19 protein-coding genes are annotated in these 20,979 nt (G+C 63.4%); 6 read left to right on the forward strand and 13 right to left on the reverse strand.

Annotation, left to right across the window (positions count from 1 at the left end; translation table 11 throughout):
• The gene (locus ASD76_RS07030; protein ID WP_055920385.1) at positions 1-630 is read right to left on the reverse strand and encodes a helix-turn-helix transcriptional regulator; all 630 of its coding nucleotides are present in this window, start codon (positions 628-630) and stop codon (positions 1-3) included.
• Positions 631-765: 135 nt separating this feature from the next.
• On the opposite strand from ASD76_RS07030, the gene ASD76_RS07035 reads away from it, so the two are divergent.
• Entirely contained in the window at positions 766-969 is a 204-nt protein-coding gene (locus ASD76_RS07035; RefSeq protein ID WP_055920388.1) for a hypothetical protein, read from the forward strand.
• Positions 944-1,297, forward strand: coding sequence for a hypothetical protein (locus ASD76_RS07040; protein ID WP_055920391.1), 354 nt, complete (start codon positions 944-946; stop codon positions 1,295-1,297). The genes ASD76_RS07035 and ASD76_RS07040 overlap by 26 nt, the downstream gene beginning before the upstream one ends.
• Before the next feature lie 131 nt (positions 1,298-1,428).
• Here the strand turns inward: ASD76_RS07040 and ASD76_RS07045 are convergent, their stop codons facing one another.
• The 4 genes from ASD76_RS07045 to ASD76_RS07060 are packed head-to-tail and all read right to left on the reverse strand — an operon-like array spanning position 1,429 to position 7,140.
• Positions 1,429-2,862: an aldehyde dehydrogenase family protein gene (locus ASD76_RS07045; RefSeq protein WP_055920395.1), complete on the reverse strand. Its 1,434-nt coding sequence runs from the start codon at positions 2,860-2,862 to the stop codon at positions 1,429-1,431.
• A 14-nt stretch (positions 2,863-2,876) separates the two neighbouring features.
• On the reverse strand, positions 2,877-3,794 hold the full coding sequence (locus tag ASD76_RS07050; RefSeq protein WP_055920397.1) for an NAD(P)-dependent oxidoreductase: 918 nt from the start codon (positions 3,792-3,794) through the stop codon (positions 2,877-2,879).
• Positions 3,795-3,797: 3 nt separating this feature from the next.
• Positions 3,798-5,285 (reverse strand): cysteine--tRNA ligase, encoded by a 1,488-nt coding sequence (gene cysS / locus ASD76_RS07055; RefSeq protein WP_055920401.1) that lies wholly within the window; start codon positions 5,283-5,285, stop codon positions 3,798-3,800.
• A gap of 55 nt (positions 5,286-5,340) precedes the next feature.
• Positions 5,341-7,140: a serine hydrolase domain-containing protein gene (locus tag ASD76_RS07060; RefSeq protein ID WP_082553651.1), complete on the reverse strand. Its 1,800-nt coding sequence runs from the start codon at positions 7,138-7,140 to the stop codon at positions 5,341-5,343.
• Positions 7,141-7,363: 223 nt separating this feature from the next.
• Here ASD76_RS07060 and ASD76_RS07065 point away from each other — a divergent pair, with 223 nt between their 5' ends.
• Positions 7,364-7,813 carry a hypothetical protein gene (locus ASD76_RS07065; protein WP_055920406.1) on the forward strand — a complete coding sequence of 150 codons (450 nt, stop codon included), beginning with the start codon at positions 7,364-7,366 and terminating at the stop codon, positions 7,811-7,813.
• 307 nt (positions 7,814-8,120) lie between these two features.
• On the opposite strand, the gene ASD76_RS07070 is transcribed toward ASD76_RS07065, so the two are convergent.
• Entirely contained in the window at positions 8,121-10,850 is a 2,730-nt protein-coding gene (locus ASD76_RS07070; protein WP_055920410.1) for a G8 domain-containing protein, read from the reverse strand.
• A 382-nt stretch (positions 10,851-11,232) separates the two neighbouring features.
• On the opposite strand from ASD76_RS07070, the gene ASD76_RS07075 reads away from it, so the two are divergent.
• Complete coding sequence (locus ASD76_RS07075; protein WP_055920413.1) at positions 11,233-11,691, forward strand: hypothetical protein; 459 nt, start codon at positions 11,233-11,235, stop codon at positions 11,689-11,691.
• A 52-nt stretch (positions 11,692-11,743) separates the two neighbouring features.
• Here ASD76_RS07075 and ASD76_RS18180 read toward each other — a convergent pair whose 3' ends face one another.
• From ASD76_RS18180 to cobT, 4 genes are all read right to left on the reverse strand, one after another.
• A complete protein-coding gene (locus tag ASD76_RS18180; protein ID WP_156457576.1) occupies positions 11,744-12,097 on the reverse strand; it encodes a hypothetical protein in 354 nt (117 codons plus the stop codon).
• A 112-nt stretch (positions 12,098-12,209) separates the two neighbouring features.
• Entirely contained in the window at positions 12,210-13,067 is an 858-nt protein-coding gene (locus ASD76_RS07080) for a transglutaminase family protein (protein WP_055920416.1), read from the reverse strand.
• Positions 13,068-13,121: 54 nt separating this feature from the next.
• The gene (locus ASD76_RS07085; protein ID WP_055920419.1) at positions 13,122-13,490 is read right to left on the reverse strand and encodes an SHOCT domain-containing protein; all 369 of its coding nucleotides are present in this window, start codon (positions 13,488-13,490) and stop codon (positions 13,122-13,124) included.
• 198 nt (positions 13,491-13,688) lie between these two features.
• A complete protein-coding gene (cobT, locus tag ASD76_RS07090; protein ID WP_055920422.1) occupies positions 13,689-15,506 on the reverse strand; it encodes a cobaltochelatase subunit CobT in 1,818 nt (605 codons plus the stop codon).
• Positions 15,507-15,569: 63 nt separating this feature from the next.
• On the opposite strand from cobT, the gene ASD76_RS07095 reads away from it, so the two are divergent.
• A complete protein-coding gene (locus tag ASD76_RS07095; protein ID WP_055920425.1) occupies positions 15,570-16,214 on the forward strand; it encodes a DUF2490 domain-containing protein in 645 nt (214 codons plus the stop codon).
• Here the strand turns inward: ASD76_RS07095 and ASD76_RS07100 are convergent.
• Entirely contained in the window at positions 16,211-16,912 is a 702-nt protein-coding gene (locus tag ASD76_RS07100) for a DUF4197 domain-containing protein (protein WP_055920428.1), read from the reverse strand. The two genes, ASD76_RS07095 and ASD76_RS07100, sit on opposite strands and share 4 nt — an antisense overlap.
• A gap of 58 nt (positions 16,913-16,970) precedes the next feature.
• Between ASD76_RS07100 and ASD76_RS07105 the strand changes: the two genes are divergently transcribed.
• Positions 16,971-19,136, forward strand: coding sequence for a primosomal protein N' (locus tag ASD76_RS07105; protein ID WP_055923036.1), 2,166 nt, complete (start codon positions 16,971-16,973; stop codon positions 19,134-19,136).
• On the opposite strand, the gene ASD76_RS07110 is transcribed toward ASD76_RS07105, so the two are convergent.
• A complete protein-coding gene (locus tag ASD76_RS07110) occupies positions 19,121-19,873 on the reverse strand; it encodes an isocitrate lyase/PEP mutase family protein (RefSeq protein ID WP_055920431.1) in 753 nt (250 codons plus the stop codon). The two genes, ASD76_RS07105 and ASD76_RS07110, sit on opposite strands and share 16 nt — an antisense overlap.
• Positions 19,870-20,904: a bifunctional transcriptional activator/DNA repair enzyme AdaA gene (locus tag ASD76_RS07115; RefSeq protein WP_055923038.1), complete on the reverse strand. Its 1,035-nt coding sequence runs from the start codon at positions 20,902-20,904 to the stop codon at positions 19,870-19,872. The genes ASD76_RS07110 and ASD76_RS07115 overlap by 4 nt, the downstream gene beginning before the upstream one ends.
• Positions 20,905-20,979: the final 75 nt, after the last annotated feature.

The raw sequence follows: 20,979 nt of genomic DNA on the forward strand, positions 1-20,979 counted from the left end.
TTATAGACGTCCGCCCTTCCATACCACGCGGCCGACGACGTCGATGTCGCTCATTAGCACCTCGACCGGCTCGTAGGCCGGATTCTTGCTGATCAGCCGCAAGCGGTCCGGCGGCACGGCCTGGAGCAGCTTGACGTGCAGCGCCTCGCCTAGGCGGACGACGTGGATGCCTTCGCGGAACGGCCGCATGGTGCGGTCGACAAGGATCTCGTCACCGTCGCGCAGGACCGGATCCATGGAATCGCCCATGACCCTGATCGAGGACAGCATGCCCGGTTCCAGCCTCTGTTCGCGCAGCCAGCGGCGCGAGAAGCGGAAGGCGTCGAAGGGAATCTCCGCCGCCCCCACTGCGCCCGGACCGGCCGAGGCTTCGAGCGGCAGACGCGGAATGTCGACCCAATTACCGGGGCGTTCGTAGGATATTTCCGCCGCCGGTCCCCCGAGTTCCGATTCGCCTACGCCGAAGAATTGCGCCAGACGGCGGCGGTCCTCTTCCTCCAGCTTTCGCGGGCTGCCCTTGGTGATATACTGCTGCAAATACGTGGTATTTCGCCCAAGCATCCGCGACAGTGCAGCCAGGCTACTGCCTTGCGTCCGGGCCAGCTCAGCCAGTTTCCCACGTGCATCCATGGCCGCTTTCCTATCACTTTCGAGGGCAACCTCCTACACGCAGGATTTTTCCTAGACAAGTAGGATTTGAACCGCAATGGATTGAGCACGCGGGGCGACTCGCGAAAGTCACCATCCAGCTGAACGAGGCGCGCAATGCTGATCCGAAAGGTCGAGGCCTTCCTCCGAAAAACCGGAATGCCCGCGACCAAGTTCGGCCGCCTCGCCACCCACGATCCGCGTTTCGTGTTCGACTTGCGCAACGGCCGCTTGCCGCGAACTCGCATGGAACATCGGGTGGAACATTTCATGAACACTTATCGGGAGAGCATGCATGATTTCCAACCCTCGGCTTCCTGAGCCCGCCCCGCGTATCCGCCGCAATGCGGGCGACCGCCTGCGCGCCGTCCTGCTCGATCTCGCGAGGGGACAGGCGAAGATCACCACTCATTCGGAAAGGAACTGGGCCAGCATTACCTTCGCCGGCGCGCGCCATCGGCTAACGCTTGAGTTCGAGGGAGAAGAGGCGGTCCAGGCGGGTGAGCTGTTCATTGCGCTACTGCCGGACCACGAGTTCGCGATCCCCGGCCAACTCGTGGCCGATGCGTCGATCATTGCGGTCGACCACAGGCTCGAACCGCCTTGGATGCAGGTTTCCTGCGAGTTGCTCGTGCTGGAGGACGCATGATCCTCCCCGAGCTCGCTCGGGGAGGTGGCAGACGCCGCAGGTGGCTGACGGAGGGGTAGGCGGCCAAACGCTTTCCCCTCCACCATCCGCTTCGCGGACGGTCCCCCTCCCCGAGACAAGCTCGGGGAGGATCAAACCCGTCGGATCACCAGGTTCCGGATCTCGGTCATGTCTTCCATCGCGAAGCGGATCCCCTCCCGCCCCAACCCGGAATCCTTGACCCCGCCATACGGCATGTTGTCGACCCGATAGGAGGACACGTCATTCACTACCACGCCCCCCACCTCCAGCCGGTCCCACGCTTCCAGCACTTTGTGGATGTCGCGTGTGAATATCCCGGCCTGGAGCCCGAACCGGCTGTCGTTGACCTGCTCCAGCGCTTCGTCCCACTCGGAGAACCGCATCAGGTTGGCGAGCGGACCGAACGCCTCTTCCTTGTTGGCGTCACAGAACTCCGGGACATTCTCGAGCAAAGTCGCTTCGAGCATCGCCCCTTCGAGCTTGCCGCCGCAAAGCAGCGTCGCACCCGCGTCGACCGCAGCATCGATCCAACCCTTGAGGCGCAGCGCTTCCTTCTCGGAAATCATCGGGCCGATGAAAGTCTCACGGTCATGCGGATTGCCGGACACAAGCGTCTTGGTCTTGGCGACGAGCATGTCCTTGAACCGGTCGTAGAGGCTGTCGTGGATCAGGATGCGCTGCACGCCGATGCAGCTCTGGCCCGATTGGTAGAAAGCGCCGAACACGATCCGCTCGAGCGTATGATCGAGGTCGGCATCCTTGTCGACGATCACCGCCGCGTTGCCGCCGAGTTCGAGGACGACCTTCTTCTTCCCCGCCTTGGCCTTGAGCGACCAGCCGACGACCGGCGATCCGGTGAAGCTGAGCAGCTTGAACCGCTCGTCGGTGGTGAACATGTCCGCCTCGTCGCGGTGCGCGGGGAGGATCGAGAACGCCCCCTCAGGCAGGATGTCGCACTCGGCCAGGACCTCGCCGATGATGATCGCTCCCAGCGGCGTGAGGCTCGCCGGTTTCATGACGAAGGGACAGCCGGCGGCGATGGCTGGGGCGATCTTGTGCGCGGCGAGGTTGAGCGGGAAGTTGAACGGGCTGATGAAGCTGCACGGCCCGATCGGCACGCGCTTCCAGATGCCCATGTACCCCTTCGACCGCGGGCTGATATCGAGCGGCTGGACCTCGCCGTAACTGCGGGTCGCTTCTTCGGCGGCGATGCTGAAAGTGTCGATCAGACGGCCGACTTCGCCTTCGGAATCCCGGATCGGCTTTCCGGCTTCGACGCACAGGGCATAGGCCAGTTCGTCGAAGCGCTCGCGGAAGCGGGTAACGCAGTGGAGCAGGACATCGCGCCGCTCATAGCTCGCCAGCCGCGCCATCGGCTCCGCTGCGCGCACGGTCCCGGCGATAGCCTGTTCGATGATTTCGGGTGTCGCCAGCGCGGTGCGGAACGCGACTTCGCCGGTGAACTTGTCGGTCACCTCAAGGTCGGTGTTGGGCTGCGCGGCCTTGTTGTTGAGGTAGAGCGGGTAAGTGTCCTTGAGCTTCATTACCGTCTCCGTCCTCAATATCCGCGAGTCAGATCCACTTGCGCTTCGAGCGGTTCGCCAGCGCGGAAACGCTCGCAATTGCGCAGGAACCGCTCTGCCGCGCGCGCCTGGCTGGCAGGCGTCGGGATGCCCGAAAGGTGCATGGTGATGTGCGCATTGTCGAGCGACCAGAGCGGATGCTCGGGCGGCAGGGGCTCGGGATCGGTTAGGTCGAGAATGGCGGCGGCGATGCGCTTCTCGCGCAAGGCATCGACCAGCGCGGCTTGGTCGACGCAATCGGCGCGCGCAAAGTTCACCAACACCGCGCCTGACTTCATGACGTCAAGTTCACTCGCGCCGATCATGCCGCGGGTCTCTGGCGTTCCGGGGACAGCGAGCACGATCCAGTCGAAAGTGTGGAGCTGCCCACGCCAATCACTCTGGCGGCTCGTCACGGGCACGGTCTCGACCTCGAACGCTTCAAGCGCCCGGCCGATCGCCTGCCCGATCGCTCCGTTGCCAAGCAGAAGCGCCCGACTTCCCGCGAGGTCGCGTATTCCCGGCGGCACCGCGAGCCACTCCCCGCGATCCTGCGCCCGGACGACGGCGGGATAATCCTTCGCCACCGTCAGCATGGTCATCACGGCGAACTCGGCCACCTGCTGGGTGGTCAGGCCGGTACCGCAAGTCAGGCGCACCCCACGGCCATGCAGGTCAGCAAGCGGCATCCAATCGACACCGGCGTAGGAACTGTTGAGCCAGCGAAGGTTCGGCGCGAGTTCGATCGCGCGAAAGGCCGGCGGCTTCACATGCATGTCGAACCAGCCGATCTCGGCCTCCGGCGCATGCTGGTGCAACTCTTCGACCGAACCCCACCATCGTACGTCGAGCCAGTCGGGCAAATGCCCTTCGAGCAGCGTTCGCGTGTAGTGGGGCAGCACCGCTATCGTCACGGACTAGAGCTTCCACTCCCAGCCGAGCGGGTCGCCGTCCATCGCTTCCACGCCCTTCGCCGCCAACTCATCGCGAATGGCGTCAGAGGTGGCGAAGTCCTTCTCCGCGCGCGCGGCTTTGCGGCGGGTGAGCGCTTCTTCGATCTCTGACTCCTCGATCGCTGCGCCCTTGGGCCGCAGCCGCAAGTCTGCGCGAGCCAGATCGAGCAAGCCGAGGCCGAGGATGGCGTCGAAGGCTGCAACAGCCGTCAGGCGGTCCCGCGCATCGACCTTCTTGAGCGACAGCAGGTCTTCGAGGACCGTCAGCGCAACGGCCGTATTGAGGTCGTCCGAAACCGCCTCGTCGAACCGGGCGACGTGGGGCAGGAGCATGGCGCCGACCTCGTCGTGAGCCAGTAGCTGGGTCCAGCCGCCTTCCGGCTGTTCGATCGGTTCCTCGACCCGTGCCTTCAGGGCTTCGACCGCCATGACCAGCCGCTTCAGTCGAGTGAGCGCCGCGCCCAGCCCTTCCCAGCTGAACTCCAGCTCGCTGCGGTAATGCGCCTGGAGGCACATCATGCGGTAGGCGAGCGGGTGGTAGCCCTTGTCGATCAACAGCTGCAGCCGCAGGAACTCGCCAGCGCTCTTCGACATCTTGCCGCTGCGCTCGACCAGGAAGTTGTTGTGCATCCACAGCCTCGCGCCGCTGTTGGCCGGCACGTCGAGCCCGTTGGTGCAGCAGAACGCCTGGTTCTGCGCGATCTCGTTCGGGTGGTGGATCTCGCGGTGATCGATGCCGCCGGTGTGGATGTCGAACGGGAAGCCGAGCAGTTGCCCGCTCATCACCGAGCATTCGAGATGCCAGCCCGGTGCCCCGCGGCCCCAGGGGGAATCCCATTCCATCTGCCGCTTCTCGCCCGCGGGGGTCTTGCGCCAGATGGCGAAGTCGGCGGCGTTGCGCTTGCCTTCGACCGCTTCGATGCGGCCCTCGCCCTCGTCGGTCTTGGCGCGAGCGAGGCGGCCGTAGTCGGCCACGGTCGAGACGTCGAAGTAGAGCCCGCTGTCCAGCTCGTAGCAGTGCTTGGCGGCGATGCTCTCAGCAAACTCGATCATCGCCGGAACATAGTCGGTGGCGATCGACCAGTGCGCCGGCTGGCGGATGTTGAGCGCTTTTACGTCGGCCCAGTAAGCCTCGGTATAATGCTGCGCGATGTCCCAGATGGACTGCGCCTTTTCGGCGGCCATCTTCTCCATCTTGTCCTCGCCCTCGTCGGCATCGTCGGTCAGGTGGCCGACGTCGGTGATGTTGATGACGTGGGTGAGGTGGTAACCCTTCCAGCTCAGCGTGCGCCCGAGCAGGTCGGCAAAGACATAGGCGCGCATGTTGCCGATGTGCGGGTAATTGTAGACCGTCGGCCCGCAAGTATAGACCCGCGCCTCTCCCTCATGGATCGGCTGGAAGGTCTCGAGTTCGCGAGTGAGCGAATTGAACAAGTGCAAGGGCGCGGTCATCGCGGCGGGCTTACGCAGTGCGCCGCCGAGGTCAAGCAGGGGCCATCACGGAAATTCAGGAGCCGCTGTCGGGCACAGGCAGCCGAGCGCCGAGATAGGCAGCCAAACGCGAGACCAACTGACTGTCCATGTTGGCGGCAACCGCGACCTCGTAACCGAGGTCAGGGAACACCGTGAGGTCCGCACTCATGCCCGGCGCGCCGCCGCTGTGGCCAAATGCGCGGGTGCCATTCACATGGTTCGCGCCGAATCCGTAGCCGTAGCCAGCGCCCGGCCCCATCGCCACCTGGCTCTTGGTTGCTTCTGCGAGCAGTTGGGGCGAGACGAGCTTGCCCGCGCGCAGGGCTTCCGAGAACCGGATCAAATCGCCGACCGTCGAATAGCCGCCGCCTGCCGAGGCTCCGCGACAGGGCAGCGTATCGGTGTTCGGCTGCAACTGGCCGTTCGAACCCGGTACCTGGGCGGTATAACCGATCGAGCGGCCCGGGACCGCGACGGATTCAGGCAACGAGGCGGTCGAGCGCATGCCTGCCGGGGCGTAGATGTGTTCCTGAACGTAGTCGTAGTAGCTCTGCCCGGTCACTGCCTCGATGATCCCGCCGAGCAGCAGAAAGCCGTAGTTGCTGTAGGCGAAGCGCTCTCCAGGGGTGAACGCCACATCGCGCTTTCCGAAGAGCTTGAGATAGTCGGAATGCTCGCACAGCTCGAGCCGGTGCTGGTTGAACTCGGGGCCGAAGAAGTCGCCGGTGCCGCCCGTGTGGGTGAGCAGGTGCTTCACGGTTACGCGCGAGGCGAGGTCCTTGTTGGGATAGTCCGGGAGGTAGGTTGCGATCGGCGCGTTGAGGTCGATCTTGCCGGCCTCGACCAGTTGCAGGATCGAAACCGCGGTGAACATCTTGTTCATCGAACCGATGCGGAACAGCGTGTCGAGCGTATTGGCCACGCCGTGTTCTCGGTCCGCCTGGCCGCTGACATAGTCGAAAACCGTATCGCCGTTATGCGCCACGCGCACCGCGCCCGAAAACTGACCGGCAGCACTGGCGGCATCGAGCTTGGCCTTGATCGCGGCCAGTGCCTGGGTTTCGCTCATCCGCTGGGTCGGGGCGATGTCGGGCGGTGGGGGGACGCCTTGAACCCGCACTGCAATAATCTTGCCGCCCGGCTGCGGGTCCACGTCAAGCGCCAAGCGAGCGTATGAGTCTTCCCAATTGCGCTCCCTCAAGAGCACCACGATCTGGCTCTCGCTCGCCGATTCCACGCCGACAGACTCGAAACCGCCTACGAGGTTTCGAAAGTTGCGGTTGGACCCTGGCGGTGCGGACCAGCCTGGATACTCCTGGCGCATGTACGCGTCGAAGGCGTCGGGGTTGTCGCTGTTGAAGGCCTGGAGCCAGCCGGTAAGCTGGCGGCCGGCTTGGGTATCAGGGACGGTGGACAGACGCGGCGCGAATGTGACGGATTGCGGTTCGGCGCCAGTGTCGGAAAGTCGCGTGCCGACCACTTCGCTTCCGGCGTAGCGGCTCCTGATCCGGGTCGCCTTCGGACCCTCTCCCTCGAAGAAGAGCCGCACTCCGGCTGCGTCCCCTGCGAATTCGTTTGGACCAACGGTGCGCAGCGGCGGACCGACGGGTTGGCCGCTCAACTGAACCGTGAGCCGGTCGTCGTCGGTCAGGCCGACAGTCACGATCGTGCCGTTCAGCTCATAGCGCCCCACATATCGCTCCAGCACAGAGCGCGGCACTGAAGGAGAGGGCGCCGGGTCGGCCACTGGTTCTGAGGCGGCCTGCTGCGCCGCACATGGAAGCGCCAAAACCGTGCCAGCGAACGAGACTGCTGCAAGGAACCTGCTGAGCATGCCGTCCTCCCCATCTCCGTTATTGAGTGAACTCTAGTCGATAGAACGCCAGATTAACACTGCTTGCCTCGGACCCAAGTCCCTAAGGCTCCCCTGCACGCAATGTCGGCAACGGGTGGATCTACGACTGTCAGCTTTTGGGGGACACCTTTCACCGAGCGGCACTTTCGGGCAGTTTGTCTCTGTGGAGAGCTGAGAGCAAGTTTGAGAGGGGAAACTACAAATGAACTGGGCAGCAATCTCCTCCGTAAGCGACCTCGTGGCGGCCCTCGCTGTCGTGGTCAGCCTTTTGTATGTGGCCATACAGCTCCGGCAGAACACGAAGGCGATCGAAGCGAGTTCGCGGCAGGGGCTGCTCGACGGCGACCTTGGCCTTATTTCCGAGTATATGAGCCACGCAGTAGATCCACACTTGATAGGCGATGAGGTCAAGCTGTCGGCGGAAAACGAGCGCAGGTTCTTCTGGCTTGTAGTCAAGGCGCTAAGAATTCGGGAGTTTGCCTCGCATCAGTACAATTCCGGGATCCTAGATGAATCGACGTGGCGGTCTTACATGGCTCCGGTGCCGGGAATTTTCTCCACCAAGCGAGCAAGATCCGTCTTGGATATCTATACCGGCAGCCCTAAATTCATGCAGGTAATCAGGGCGCATGTGACTGACGCCACAACGTGAAGCGGGCTATCGGCAGACCGGCTCCTGGCAATCGGTAAGGCTGCGTTCCGACTGTATCGGACGTCCGCAATGCGTCGTTTGCTTAAGCCCATCCTATGGTACGCCCTGCGTGAACCGATCGAGGGCTAGGCCAATATCATCCTCGCTTGCGATCGCGATGGAGCCCTCCGCCGGGAGGCAACGCGCCCGTTCCGCTTCTACAGCGAAGTATGGATGCTCGGTCCGCTACGCTGGCGGAGAAGAGAAACGTCTCGAACCAGCGCAGCACCGGTTCCGGCGGATCGCCGTCGCGTTGCTTGTGGAGAGGTCAGCCGCCGCGATCTTCCTTCCTGACCGCTATGCTGGCTTGCAGATCGGTTGGACGAATGACTGGCATGACCGGAGCCGCGGCAACGAGTTTTACCCAGAGGACGTCCCCGCTCCTGAAATACGATGTCTCTTTCGCCTGGCGCAATGCGTCCATGCTGCCCTGTTCCGTTCCGGAGGTCGCACTGGCGAAACCCGGCAGTTCGAAAATAACCCATGAGCCCTGGTCCATTTCGGCCAGACTGAGAGTGACTTCCGGCCTTTCGGTCTTGACCAGGATCTCGGTGCCGGCACGCACGGTGCTCTGGTCGCCGGAGATCTTGAATTCCTTGCCATTGCGGACAAGCGCGATGGGCGCCTGCGGCGCACGGCGGGTGAACAGGGCTGCACGCTGAGCCTGGACGAGGGGCGTGTTCGGCGCATTAGGGCCGAGCGAGGCGAGCAGGGCGAACCGGGCAGTGCGGGATTCCAGATCGACTGCGCGTGGAAGTTCGCCCCTGCTGTCCGAGAGATTCAGGCGTCCGATATCGCCCTTGCACACGGAAGCATTCCAGCTGGGGTGGATCTCGCAGCTGTCGTCGGTGGCGACGCTGTCATTTTCGCCGTCGTGCAGCAGGACCTGGGAATTGGGGACACCGGTCACCGATCCGTCCAGGTCGCGGAAGGACAGGGTCCGATAGGCATTGCCGCCGCGGTTGTCGTTATCGAACCGAGAATCGAACTTCGGAAAATAGACCGGCTTGGCGTTGACGAACTTGGCGCCGCTGATGGTGCTTCCGGTACTGAGCCCCGCGCTCGTGAACAGCAGGAACGACAGCGCGCCTGTCTTTCTCCGATCGTTGTCCTGGAAATTCACGAATGTCGTGTTCACCACATCGCCGCGGTAATCGTAGTATTCGTAACCGCGGATGGGGAAGTCCGGGATGGATGGCTTGGGCAGGCTGCGTCCGTAGGCCACTTCCTCCGGTGTTGTTGGATTGCCGATGTTGGCGGTTTCGCCCACGACCAGCGCGTCCACCAGACGTGAACTGAAAGGCAGGCTGCCGATATCGCCGGCCGCCTGCGTCATGCCAATGGCATTATCAGCAAGCTTCATGTTGCTGTACACGTAAAGGTCCCCCCGGCCCCAGAGACCACCATTGCGGTTCTTGTAGGCGGTCAGGCTCTCGAAGTGCGTCTCGATCACTTCGCTCTCCAGATCGGTGGGATCTTTCAAAGGCAGCAACGGGATGGAGGCCAGCCCAAACGTGTTGTCTTGGTCGATGTGCCGGTCGATCAGGAACCCGTCGAAGTTGGAATGGGAAGTGTTGCCCCTGAACGCGCGCAGCGGCGTGCGGCGCGGCCAGGTGTTGAGGCTGACTTCCGTTCCCTGGAAAGCGCCATTGGGGTGTTCAGGGATCGACAGCCAGAAGCCGACCTGATCGGAACCGGCCGCCACATTATCGATGAAGCTGTTGTCCGGGTTGGTGATCCAGAAGGACGCCACGGTGTTGTCCGAAGGCAGCAGGGTGTTCCCGCCGTGGAAGCTGGCTTGCCTGGCTGCCGCAGGATTCGCGTACTGGGTGACTTTCTCACCGTTGGCGGCGAGGTTGGTGGGTACGCAGTCCAGTGTCGGATGACACTTGGTCTGGATCGCCAGGTTCCTGACGAACTCGTTTCCGTGCTCGATCCCGTCTTCCAGGAAGAAGCAGTGGCCGACCGTGTTGAAGGTCACATTGTTCTCGACGCGCAGATTGTTGGTGCCGTGAACCGTCACGCAACGGTTGTAGGTATCGTGGATCGCCGCGTTCTTGACGTACATCCCCGCGCCTTCACCCAGGAGGTGGAAGTGCATCGGATAGCGCGCCAGGGTCAGGTGCTGGCCCATGCGGTTCAGTTCGATGCCGTCGGCATGCACGGTCGAGCCCGCCATGGCCATGATATGCCCGCCGAAATAGCTTTCGTTGGCATCCTCTGACGCCTGCACCTTGATGTTGCGGGTCAGCATGCCGACCTCGCCCCGCTCGTCGACCCCGAAGGTGACCTCGCCGAAGTGCATGTACTGGAGCGGCTGGGCGAAGGAGATCGTGTTGCCCTTGACGGCCGTAACCGTGCGGCGCTCGGCCTGGCGCGGATTGTAGTCGGTCGAGGCGAGGACGATTTCGTCGCCGGTCCGCCATTCGGTTGCGTCGAGCACCTTGATGCTGGTGCTGCCGGCTTGGGCGGTGCCGTCAAGCTTGGTCCAGCTGTGATCGCGATTGCCGTGCAGCTCCAGCGTACCGCGCAACAGCATAATGCCGCGGTCGCCCATGCTGTTGATGTTTTCGCCAGGCACGGTGTCGGTCAAGGTGATCGTCGCATTGTGCCGGTACGGCGCGGCCTCGGTGCCGATCTCCAGCGTCCCGCCCGGAAGGTAGATCCAGTCGGTCCTGAGCTCCATGTCGCGCGTGTCCGCGAAACGGAGCTTGCCCTGGATCGTTAGGCTGCGCAGCGCAGCGGGCTGCACGTCGAGCATCACCTCGGTACCGCGCGGAATGGTCACTTCCTCGCCCGCCGAAGGCACCTTGCCCGAGGGCCATGCCGAGGCCTCCGACCACTTCACCGTGCGCGTGATCGCGGCGGGGGCGGTCGCGTCCGTCGCCATGTTGGCGTGATCCCCGTGATCCTGCGCAACGACGGCCCCACCCGTTACGAGCAGCAAGAAGGCAGCAACGAGGCGAGTGTAAATGAACAGCCTAGACTGTTTGCGCATGACCAAATTTCCCCTCTCCGGACTGACGAGTCCGACTTATGTTTTGTTTGCGAAGGGTTATGAAATGAATGAACCCTTCTGCCAAGCGGTCGAGCCGCAAAAAGGCGGAAGAAGTCGTAATGGTTTCTGCCTGGGACCGGAACGCGTGCACCCCGACGTTGTGCGCATGACGGTCAGACTTACCGGCGTAGTCCTGGTCGCATTCGCTGCGAAGCTCCCCTTACCCAGGCAAATGTCCGCGATCTATGCGCGCCATCGTTTCGCTGCGGATCGGCGCCGTGAGGCAGTCGGGGTTGCCGTGGAGATGTGCTGAACTGTCTGCATCGGAACTGCTCTCCCCGCTCAGGGTTGTCAATTGTGAGTTGACCCCGGGAGACCTGATGTGAGGAATACAATCGCCTTCGCCGCGCTGCTTGCGCTCTCGGCCTGCAACAATGCTGACTCCGGGGCCAACAAGGTCGATGCGACTGCAACAGCGACTGCAACCGGAGAAGTGGCCGATGCCTCCAGCGTTCTCGAAGGCGAGGCGCCAGGCTTCGAAGCCGTCGCCCCGGGCACTTACCAAATCACGCGCGCCGGCGGCGAAGTCGATTATATCGAGATCCATCCAGGCATGACGTTCTCGCGCATAGCTGCCGACGGCAAGGCCACGGGCGGATCGATCTTCATGAAGGATGGCAAAACCTGCTTCCTGGTCGAGGGCCAAGCGCAAGAGGCTTGCTTTACCGACGGACCACGACAGGCCGGCGGCACAATGCAAACGACATCCGCCGAGGGCAATGTCTCAACGGTGCGCCCGGTCGAAGGCCACCTCGAAGATCACGTCAAAACCAAGGCTTAAGGTCGCTTAGGGCCAAAATACCCTTCACGAACATGCCACTCCCGCTTCACCGTTACTGGCGCAGCTGATCCGATTGCCTGATCTTTATCACGCCCTCGATGAGCTGCGGGCGCCAGTGATCCACTTCCGTCTTGTAAACCGCGTCAGGGTTCTGTTCGTCCACAGAGGGCTGACGATCCCTGGGCGTCGGGACCGAACTGCCTGCATGATATTTGCCCCGACATTCGCTCAAGGCCGCCTCAACGACGGTGTTGGCTGGCACATTGGATGTCAGCGCGCGATTTCTCGCCGCCGTTTCAGTACAACTCCTCCAGTCGTCCGCGGGCCGGTCAGCTGCCGCCGCAGATACCGCGATGCTGGAAGTTGCCGCAATCAATAGAGCCGGCGCCCAATTTGGTTGGATCACTATTCTCTCTCCCCTGATAGCGCGTCATAGCATCCGTTTTTCATTTTGCGCGAGGCTGATTGACTCCATCGAACTGGCACGAGTTGATCCGATGCCAGATCGTGACATCGCACTAAAGCGCGCTGGTATGGACAGAGACCACCATGCGGTCGAATGCATTCGATGGCCCTTCCCATGCACCAGAAACCGGACAGGCCTTCTCCTGTTCGCGGGCCACGGCCACGGGGATGTGCTCGCTTCCAACCATCTTGTTATTGGTGGGATCGAACCCGTGCCAGCCAGCTCCCGGTATGTAGATCTCCGTCCAGGCATGCGAGGCACCGTGCTGGCCTTCGTTCATCTGGATGTATCCCGTGACAAATCGCGCGCCAAAACCCCAATATCGCGCGGCTTCCATCATCAGCACCGCGAAGTCCCGGCACGATCCACTGCCTAGCGAGAGCGTCTCGCAGGGCGGCTGGGTGCCATGCTCCTCGCGGTTCAAGTATTTGAATGATTTGTAGATATGCGTGTTGAGCAGGCCGAGAAGATCGAAGGTCTCGGTTACCTCGCCGCTGCCATGCCGGTACAGCTCCTCCAGCCAATCATGCAGCCTCGCTCCGTCGTAGGGATAGCTGGGGAGGCGATACTGGATCAGTTCGATCTGTTCTTCGGGCGCATACTGGAACGGGAAAAGGCGGGCGTATGGTTCGATGAGGCATTCGATGGGGCTGTCGCGGAGGTAGTCGATTTCCGCTTCGCCCAAGATGCTTAACTTGCTGGCCGGTTCCGCGAAGGTCAGGACGGCGATGGAGTTGTTGTAGATGTCGCGCAGCCAGCGCACCGTCGCCTCCGGCTCAACTTCGAGACGTCCGTCGACGATACGGATATCGTGCCCCTCGCGCGGGCGCATCATGATGCGATGCGGCCCGAACGAGACCGGTTCGTTGTAGAAATACTCGGTCTTATGGGCGATCTTGAGACGTTTCACGACATGCCGTCCTTTGTCTCCGGCCTGGCGTCCACAACCCCACCTATAGGTTCATCACCCCAACACCTGGGCTCGAAGCTTGGTGAACTCTTCGGCATTGATCACGCCGGATGCCTTGAGCTTTTCCAGCTTCTCCAACTCGTCCGCCCGGCTGTAGCCGACAAAGTCGCGCAATTCAGCGCGCGCCTGGCTTCGCTGAAGGTTGTTGCGCTCCGCCATGCCGCCCGATTGAGTGAGTAAATAGATGAACACGCCCAGGAATGGCGTCACGAATAACAGGATGACCCACAGAACCTTCTTGAACCCGCCTGCATCGTTCCGACGGATAAGGTCACCGATCACCGTAATCAGCAGCCAGAACCACATCACGAATGCAAAGATGATCGTGACACTTACAAGGAACGACCAGAGATTTTGCCACATCAGACTATCCCTTCGACTGATTTGACACTCAATATCGCGCGCCGCTCCGACTTATCATCGGTATAAACCCGAACGAGAGGCAGAGTTATGTCGGAGCCAATGCTCCAGCGGAAAACGAACTGACCCGCGAAAGGGAATTGAAGGCAGGGGCTACAGTTCGATCGACGTCCGCTTTTCAACCAAAAGCGGACTGTCAGGTCACTCGACCTCGAACAAATCCGCGAGCTGCTCGATGATCGTTCCGCCGAGCTGTTCGACGTCCATGATCGTCACGGCACGCTTGTAGTAGCGGGTCACGTCATGCCCGATGCCGACGGCCACCAGTTGAACGGGCGACTGCTTCTCGATCCAGTCGATGACCTTGCGCAGGTGCGTTTCGAGATACCCCGCCGAGTTCACGCTCAGCGTTGAATCGTCCACCGGTGCGCCGTCGGAGATGACCATCAGGATGCGGCGGTCCTCGGTCCGGGCGAGCAAGCGGTTGTGCGCCCAGATCAGCGCTTCGCCGTCGATGTTCTCCTTGAGCAGCCCTTCGCGCATCATCAGGCCGAGGCTCTTGCGCGCGCGGCGCATGGGCTCGTCGGCCTTCTTGTAGATGATGTGGCGCAAGTCGTTGAGGCGGCCGGGCGTGGCGGGCTTGCCGGAGTTGAGCCACTTCTCGCGGCACTGCCCACCCTTCCACGCGCGAGTGGTGAAGCCGAGGATCTCTACCTTCACCCCGCAGCGTTCGAGCGTGCGGGCCATGATGTCGGCGCTGATTGCGGCGATCGAGATCGGCCGCCCGCGCATCGAGCCCGAGTTGTCGATCAGCAGCGTTACGACGGTGTCCTTGAACTCCTGCTCTCGCTCGATCTTGTAGCTCAGCGAATGGCCGGGGCTGACGACCACGCGGGCGAGCCGGGCGGCGTCGAGCAGACCTTCCTCCTGGTCGAAGTCCCAGCTGCGGTTCTGCTGCGCCATGAGGCGCCGCTGGAGCCGGTTGGCTAGTCGAGTGACCACGCCTTGAAGCCCGGTCAGCTGGCTGTCGAGGTAGGCGCGCAGACGGTCGAGCTCTTCGAAGTCGCACAGCTCAGTCGCTTCGACGACCTCGTCGAACTCTTCGGTGAATACCTTGTAATCGAAAGTCTCGGGCAGGTCGGTCCACGGGCGGTTGGGGCGGACGGGCATCATGCCCTCCTCGCCCTCTTCGCCGGGCTCCCCTTCCCTCATTTCCTGCTCGGTCTCGACCTCCTGCTCGGCGTCCTCGTCGCCTTCACCCTCGCTGCTCTCGCCGGCGACCTGCTCCTGGCGCATCTCGGTGCCGCCGTCGTCGTTGTCGTCCTCGCCGTCTTCGTCTTCGGAGCCCTGGTCCTCACCCGATTCATCCTCGCCGGAATCATCGAGCGGTTCGGCTTCGACCAGTTGCAAGTGACGGAGCATGTCGAGCGAGAGTGACTGGAAAGCCTGCTGGTCGTCGATCGACAGGGCCAGGCGCTCGAAATCGTCGCCCGTGCGGCTCTCGACATATTCGCGCACCATCTCGACCCCAGCCTGTGCGGCTTGCGGGATCGGCTGGCCAGTCAGCTGTTCGCGCAGCATCAGCGCAAGCGCGGTCTGCAGCGGAACTTCGTCGGCCTTGGTCGCACGGGTGATCGGATCGGTCCGCACGCGCAGCTCGTTCGCGGCGGCGAGGTTCTCGCGCATGCCGGCGTAGTTGTTCTCGCCGAGCGCCTCGTAGCGGACACGCTCAATCGCATCGTAGCAGGCGCGCGCTGCGGGCTCGGCCGGCATCGAGCGGCGATGGACCGCCTCGTTATGGAAACGCAGCTTGAGCGCGAAGCTGTCGGTCACACCGCGCGCTTCCTGCGCCTGATCGCGCGGCAAGGTGCGACCCGGCATCGGTACTCGCAGCGACTTGCCCTGGATGCCCGGGGTGTCGGCCGTCCAGCTGACTTCGGCCTCCGCATCGTGCCCGATGGCGCGGGCCGCGCCGGTCAGCGCCTGCTTAAAGCGATCGAGAGGAGATTCTTCGGCCATCGGAATGCGATCGATCAGTAAAAATGTGTCTCTGCTAGCGAGTTGGGCGGTATAGGCGCCACCATGCTGCGCACAACCGCCTTTTCGGTTTTGACCCTCACCACCGCTGGAATCGCAACGAGCGCCCAGGCGGCTGACGAGGACACGCAGCTTTGGCTGTCGCAATCATTCCAGGTTCCGCTGGTCGAACACCAAGTCACCGGCACGCTCGACCTCTCGCAACGCGTCCGCGAAAGCGGCAACCAGCTGCTAACGCGGGGCATGGCGGAATTGAGGTTGTCTGAGGACGCCGTCGTCGGAGGGGGCGCGGCTTATGTCGAAACCTTCGACAGCCCGGACGAATTCCGACCGCATCAGCAACTCACGCTCACCTCTGGGATGTGGTCCTTCAGGACGCGCGTAGAGGAACGGTTTTTCGAAGGCGCGGACCGGATGGAGCTGCGCTTGCGGCAGAAGATCACGGCGACCTGGCCCCTGGCGAAGGAGCTCAAGGGCTCGCTCGCCGGCGAACTGCTCTACACCGCCCGAGCGCAGACCGTCGGCGACGATCCTCACATAGACCAGTGGCGCGCCACGGGGGCGCTGACCTACAAGCTCTCGCCGAAGGTCGAAGGAACCGTGGGCTATCTCATGATCCTGTCTCCGCGCGATGGGGCAGAGGACAAGCTCAGCCACGTCGCGCAGGTCTCGCTGACCTACAAGGGTTAGGGCAGAGCGCCACCGCCGAACGCCTCCATCAGCACCCGGTCGCGCGTGGCGGCAGGGTCGGCGCGGATAGCCGCTTCCTCGCGGCCGATCTCGGTCCAGATCACTTCCTCCACGGCACCGGCAAAGCCGCGCGCCACGCCACCCAAGTCGACGCCGGTAAGGCCGACCAGGAGTTCGCGAACGAGCGGGTCCTCGGCAACTTGCAGCGCCTGACCCACCTCGGGCACCAGCGCATTGAGCAACTGAGTGCCCATCTCCTGCCGCAGGAACGTCGTCGCCGCAGTCGGTCCACCTCTGATCAGCGCTACTGCGTTGGCGTATCCCACCGTCCGCACGGCATCGGCCACGACTGGGGCAACGCGATAGGAGGCGTCGATCGCGATATCGGCCGCCACTTGCTCCAACCGGCTCTTGAACAAGGTCGAGGTGAGGATGTTTGTGAGCACCGAGCCACGGTTGCCGAAATACCCGTCGAGCCCGACCTGCGTGACCTGCCTGTCCCAATAACCGCCTGGTTCGGTCAGCCGCACAAACGCCCGTTCGCTTGCCTGCACGAGCAAGCGCCGGATGGCCTCTTCGTAGCTGAAGGCCGGGTAAGTGGCGCAGCCCGGCAGCGCCAGGACAGCAACAGCGGCGAGCGAGCCGCCAATAAGCGCTCGACGGCGCACGGAAATCTCTTCGGGGATCATTTCGGGCATTTTTGCGACCTCTCTTCTTGCCGCCCCCTGCGTGCGACGCCCATATGCCGCCGTGAACATGAACCGCGCTCGACTGCTCATCTTCAACGCTGCGCTAGGCCCGCTCGACTACCGTGTCCCCGATGGGATGGAGGTGGCGCCGGGCTCGGTTGTCGTCGCCCCGCTCGGGCCGCGGCAGATCGTGGGCATCGTGTGGGAGGAAGATCGCCTACCGACGCAGTCGGTTCCCGATTCAAAGCTGCGTCCCCTGCTGGCCGTTCTGCCGGTGCCGCCATTGAAGGCGGAGCTTCGCCGGCTGCTTGAATGGACTGCCGATTACTACTGCGCCTCGCTGGCGTCGGTGGCGAGGATGGTGCTTTCGAGCGGGGGCGCCCTGCGTGGCCCCTCGACGACGATTGAGTATCGGCTGAGCGGCGGGATGCCCGAGCGGCTGACCCCGCAACGCCTGGCCGCGATCGAGGCGCTGGAAGGCGAGCAGGCGACGATCCGCGAACTCTCGGGCATCGCGGGTGTCAGCGACGGTGTGTTGCGCGGCCTCGTCAACCAGGGCGTGCTCGAACCCATCGAGGTCGATTGCGATCGACCTTATCCGCCGGTCGATCCCAGCTTTGCCGAGCCCGAGTTATCGCCGGACCAGCAGGAAGTCGCCGACCGTTTCGTGGCTTCGGTGGAGGAGCGCAAGTTCGCTCCCTTCCTGCTCGACGGGGTGACGGGATCGGGCAAGACCGAAACCTACTTCGAAGCCATCGCGCAAAGTCTCAGGGATGGGCAGCAAACGCTTGTCCTGCTTCCCGAAATTGCCCTGACCGAAGCGTTCCTGCGTCGCTTCGAAGACCGCTTCGGCGCGCCGCCTGTCGTATGGCATTCCTCGCTCAAATCGACCGAACGGCGGCGGGCCTGGCGCGCCATTTCAGCGGGGACCGCGCAAGTCGTGGTAGGTGCTCGGTCGGCGCTGTTTCTGCCTTATGCCAAGCTCGGCCTCGTCGTGGTCGACGAAGCGCATGAGGTCAGCTTCAAGCAAGACGACGGCGTACGCTACAATGCCCGTGACGTGGCTGTCATGCGCGCCCGGTTCGAGGGTATTCCGGTAATCCTCGCCAGTGCCACACCAGCGCTCGAGAGCCTGCAGATGGCCCAGAGCGGGATCTACGAAAAGCTGGTCCTCCCTGCCCGCTTTGGTGGCGCCGAACTCCCTTCGATCGACACGATCAACCTGACCGAAGAGAAGCCCGAGCGCGGGCGCTGGCTCTCGCCCCGATTGGTCGCAGCGCTCAAGGATCGGCTCGCGAAGGGCGAACAGTCGCTGCTGTTCCTCAACCGCCGCGGCTACGCGCCGCTGACGCTGTGCCGCCATTGCGGCTTCCGCTTCCAATGCCCCAACTGTAGCGCCTGGTTGGTCGAGCACCGCCTCAGCCGCCGCCTCGCCTGCCACCATTGCGGGCATGAGACGGTTCCGCCCGAAAACTGCCCCGAATGCGGCGAGCCCGATTGCTTGGTCGCCTGCGGCCCCGGCGTCGAGCGCATCGCGCATGAGGTCGAGGAGATCCTGCCTGAGGCGCGACTGGCGATCGTCACATCCGACACGCTGAACTCGCCAGAGAAAGCCGCGCAGTTCATCGCTCAGGCAGAGGCGGGAGAGATCGACGTGATCGTCGGCACCCAGCTCGTAACCAAGGGCTTCCACTTCCCCGAGCTAACCTTGGTCGGCGTGGTCGATGCCGACCTGGGCCTCGAAGGCGGAGACTTGCGCGCGGCCGAGCGGACCTATCAGCAAGTCGCGCAAGTCGCGGGCCGTGCCGGACGCGGCGCGAAGGCGGGCGAGGTCTTCATCCAGACCCGACATCCCGAGGCCACAGTCATCGCTGCTCTGGCTGCAGGCGACCGCGACGCCTTCTACGAAGCCGAGACCGAAGCTCGACGCCACGCTGGTGCCCCACCGTTCGGCCGCTGGGCGGCGATCATTGTGTCGTCGGAAGATGAAGCCGAAGCGCGCGAGGCGGCGAACCGCATCGGGGCGACCCGTCCGAACCTCGAAGACGTGATGATCCTCGGCCCGGCACCGGCCCCGCTTTCGATGCTGCGCGGACGCTACCGCTATCGCCTGCTGCTCAACGCCCGTCGCAGCGCCGAAGTGCAGCAAGTCATCCGCGATTGGCTTGGCGCCCTGTCGTTTCCGCAAGGTGTCCGCGTCGCGGTCGACATCGACCCCTACAGTTTCGTGTAGAGCCCCCTTGCTTCCTCGGTCACGCGCGCCATCGCCCAGTACCAGGGAAACGGGCCCCAACTGATACGGGCCACGCCAGCCGCGGCAGTGGCGGCGATGTCTGTCATGTCCCGCTTGATCACATTCACCGGCAGCGGCGAGGCCGCGCAGATCTCTGCAATAAGGTCGAGGTCGCTCACGCCCGGCACGAAGAAGCTGTGCGCCCCTGCTCCGGCGAAAGCATGGGCTCGCTCGAGTGCTTCGCCCAGCAGCGAGCGATCGTTCGCGTTTTCGCCGGCGATCAGCTTCTTGAGGAACAAGTCGGTGCGCGCGTTGACCCAAAGCCCGCTTTCAACGATCGCGGAGACACGGCGAGCCTGCTCCTCAATCGGATGGAGCCCCTCACCGCCAATAACCTGATCTTCGAAGTTGCAGCCGACCGCGCCAGCCTCGACCAGGAGGCGTGCGTGTTCGGCCAGATGCGCCGGATCGGCCGCAAAGCCGCCCTCGAAGTCGACAGAGACCGGAACCTCGACCGCCGAGGTGATCCGGCGAACACTATCGAGCAGCAGGTTGAGCGGAATACCCTCCCCGTCGGGAAAGCCCTGGGCCTCTGCCAACGAATGGCTGCCCGTAGCGAGCGCCGGTGCACCGGCGGCCACCACCGCCTTCGCGCTGCCGACGTCCCAGATGTTATAGAGCAGGACCGGATCACCGGGCCGGTGCAGGGCCGCAAAAGCTTCGCGCAGTGCATTCATGCCTGTTTCTCCCGCTCCAGCAGAGCCCGCTTGATGTCGAGCCCATAAGCGTAACCGCCCAATGACCCGTCCGAGCGGACCACGCAATGGCACGGAATGAGAACTGCCACGTGGTTTGCACCGTTGGCCGAACCGGCGGCCCGCACGGCCTTGGGATTGCCCGCAGCTGCGGCGATCTCGGTATAGGAGCGAGTCTCGCCTGGCGGGATCTTGCGCAGTTCTTGCCACACCCGTTGCTGGAACGCGGTTCCCGATACATCAACCGGGATGTCACGCCCGGAGGCCGGATCATCGACCGCCGCGACCACTCGGCCGACCAGCGCGGCGAAATCCGCTCCGCCCTCTGCCAGCTCGGCGTTCGGAAACAGTTGCTCCAGCTCCTCGCGCCCTCGTCCGAAGGACAGCCGGCACACGCCCTTGTCGGTCGCGGCCACCAGCATCGGCCCGAGGCTGGTCTCAACCACCGTCCAATTGATCGTCATTCCCGCACCACCGCGGGCCCACGCTGAAGGCTTCATGCCCAACTTTCCTTCCATCGAATCGTAGAACCGGCTCGGGCTCTCGAACCCGGCCTCGTAGATCGCCTCGGTCACAGAGCCCGAAGCGCTCAGCGCCTCGCGCGCCCGCTCTTCGCGCAAGGCGCGCCCATAAGAGGCAGGCGACAGGCCGGTGTCCCGAGTGAAGATGCGCTGTAGATGGCTCGGCGAGTAACCGACCGCGTCCGCCAGATCGCTCAACGACAGCGATTCTTCTGCCGATCGCAGCAGAGCAATGGCTCGCTCGATCGCCGCCCGGTCGCGCGCTACTGCATCCGGCTCGCACCGCTTGCAGGCGCGAAAACCGGCAGACTCGGCCATGGCGTTGCTGTCGTAGAACTTGGTGTTCTCTGGCCGTGGGCGCCGGGCCGGGCAGCTTGGGCGGCAGTAGATGCCGGTGCTGGTCACGGCGACCACGAAGCGGCCATCCCAGCCCCGGTCGCGCGCCGCGAAGGCCGCTTTCATCCGCTCTAGCGTCACAGGATCCTCAATCATCATGCCCTGCAAAATAGGCGATCAGACGTCGATTGCTTCCCGAATCTTGCGCTCAAAGCAGATGACGGCAAGAAG

The organism is Altererythrobacter sp. Root672 (genome assembly GCF_001427865.1).
Taxonomy (GTDB): domain Bacteria; phylum Pseudomonadota; class Alphaproteobacteria; order Sphingomonadales; family Sphingomonadaceae; genus Croceibacterium_A.

What these genes read in the sequence shown, in the direction of transcription:
- ASD76_RS07030 (WP_055920385.1), bottom strand. Translation starts at nt 630, where the DNA reads ATGGATGCACGTGGGAAACTGGCTGAGCTGGCCCGGACGCAAGGCAGT.
- ASD76_RS07035 (WP_055920388.1), top strand. Translation starts at nt 766, where the DNA reads ATGCTGATCCGAAAGGTCGAGGCCTTCCTCCGAAAAACCGGAATGCCC.
- ASD76_RS07040 (WP_055920391.1), top strand. Translation starts at nt 944, where the DNA reads ATGATTTCCAACCCTCGGCTTCCTGAGCCCGCCCCGCGTATCCGCCGC.
- ASD76_RS07045 (WP_055920395.1), bottom strand. Translation starts at nt 2,862, where the DNA reads ATGAAGCTCAAGGACACTTACCCGCTCTACCTCAACAACAAGGCCGCG.
- cysS (WP_055920401.1), bottom strand. Translation starts at nt 5,285, where the DNA reads ATGACCGCGCCCTTGCACTTGTTCAATTCGCTCACTCGCGAACTCGAG.
- ASD76_RS07060 (WP_082553651.1), bottom strand. Translation starts at nt 7,140, where the DNA reads ATGCTCAGCAGGTTCCTTGCAGCAGTCTCGTTCGCTGGCACGGTTTTG.
- ASD76_RS07065 (WP_055920406.1), top strand. Translation starts at nt 7,364, where the DNA reads ATGAACTGGGCAGCAATCTCCTCCGTAAGCGACCTCGTGGCGGCCCTC.
- ASD76_RS07070 (WP_055920410.1), bottom strand. Translation starts at nt 10,850, where the DNA reads ATGCGCAAACAGTCTAGGCTGTTCATTTACACTCGCCTCGTTGCTGCC.
- ASD76_RS07085 (WP_055920419.1), bottom strand. Translation starts at nt 13,490, where the DNA reads ATGTGGCAAAATCTCTGGTCGTTCCTTGTAAGTGTCACGATCATCTTT.
- cobT (WP_055920422.1), bottom strand. Translation starts at nt 15,506, where the DNA reads ATGGCCGAAGAATCTCCTCTCGATCGCTTTAAGCAGGCGCTGACCGGC.
- ASD76_RS07095 (WP_055920425.1), top strand. Translation starts at nt 15,570, where the DNA reads ATGCTGCGCACAACCGCCTTTTCGGTTTTGACCCTCACCACCGCTGGA.
- ASD76_RS07100 (WP_055920428.1), bottom strand. Translation starts at nt 16,912, where the DNA reads ATGCCCGAAATGATCCCCGAAGAGATTTCCGTGCGCCGTCGAGCGCTT.
- ASD76_RS07105 (WP_055923036.1), top strand. Translation starts at nt 16,971, where the DNA reads ATGAACCGCGCTCGACTGCTCATCTTCAACGCTGCGCTAGGCCCGCTC.
- ASD76_RS07110 (WP_055920431.1), bottom strand. Translation starts at nt 19,873, where the DNA reads ATGAATGCACTGCGCGAAGCTTTTGCGGCCCTGCACCGGCCCGGTGAT.
- ASD76_RS07115 (WP_055923038.1), bottom strand. Translation starts at nt 20,904, where the DNA reads ATGATTGAGGATCCTGTGACGCTAGAGCGGATGAAAGCGGCCTTCGCG.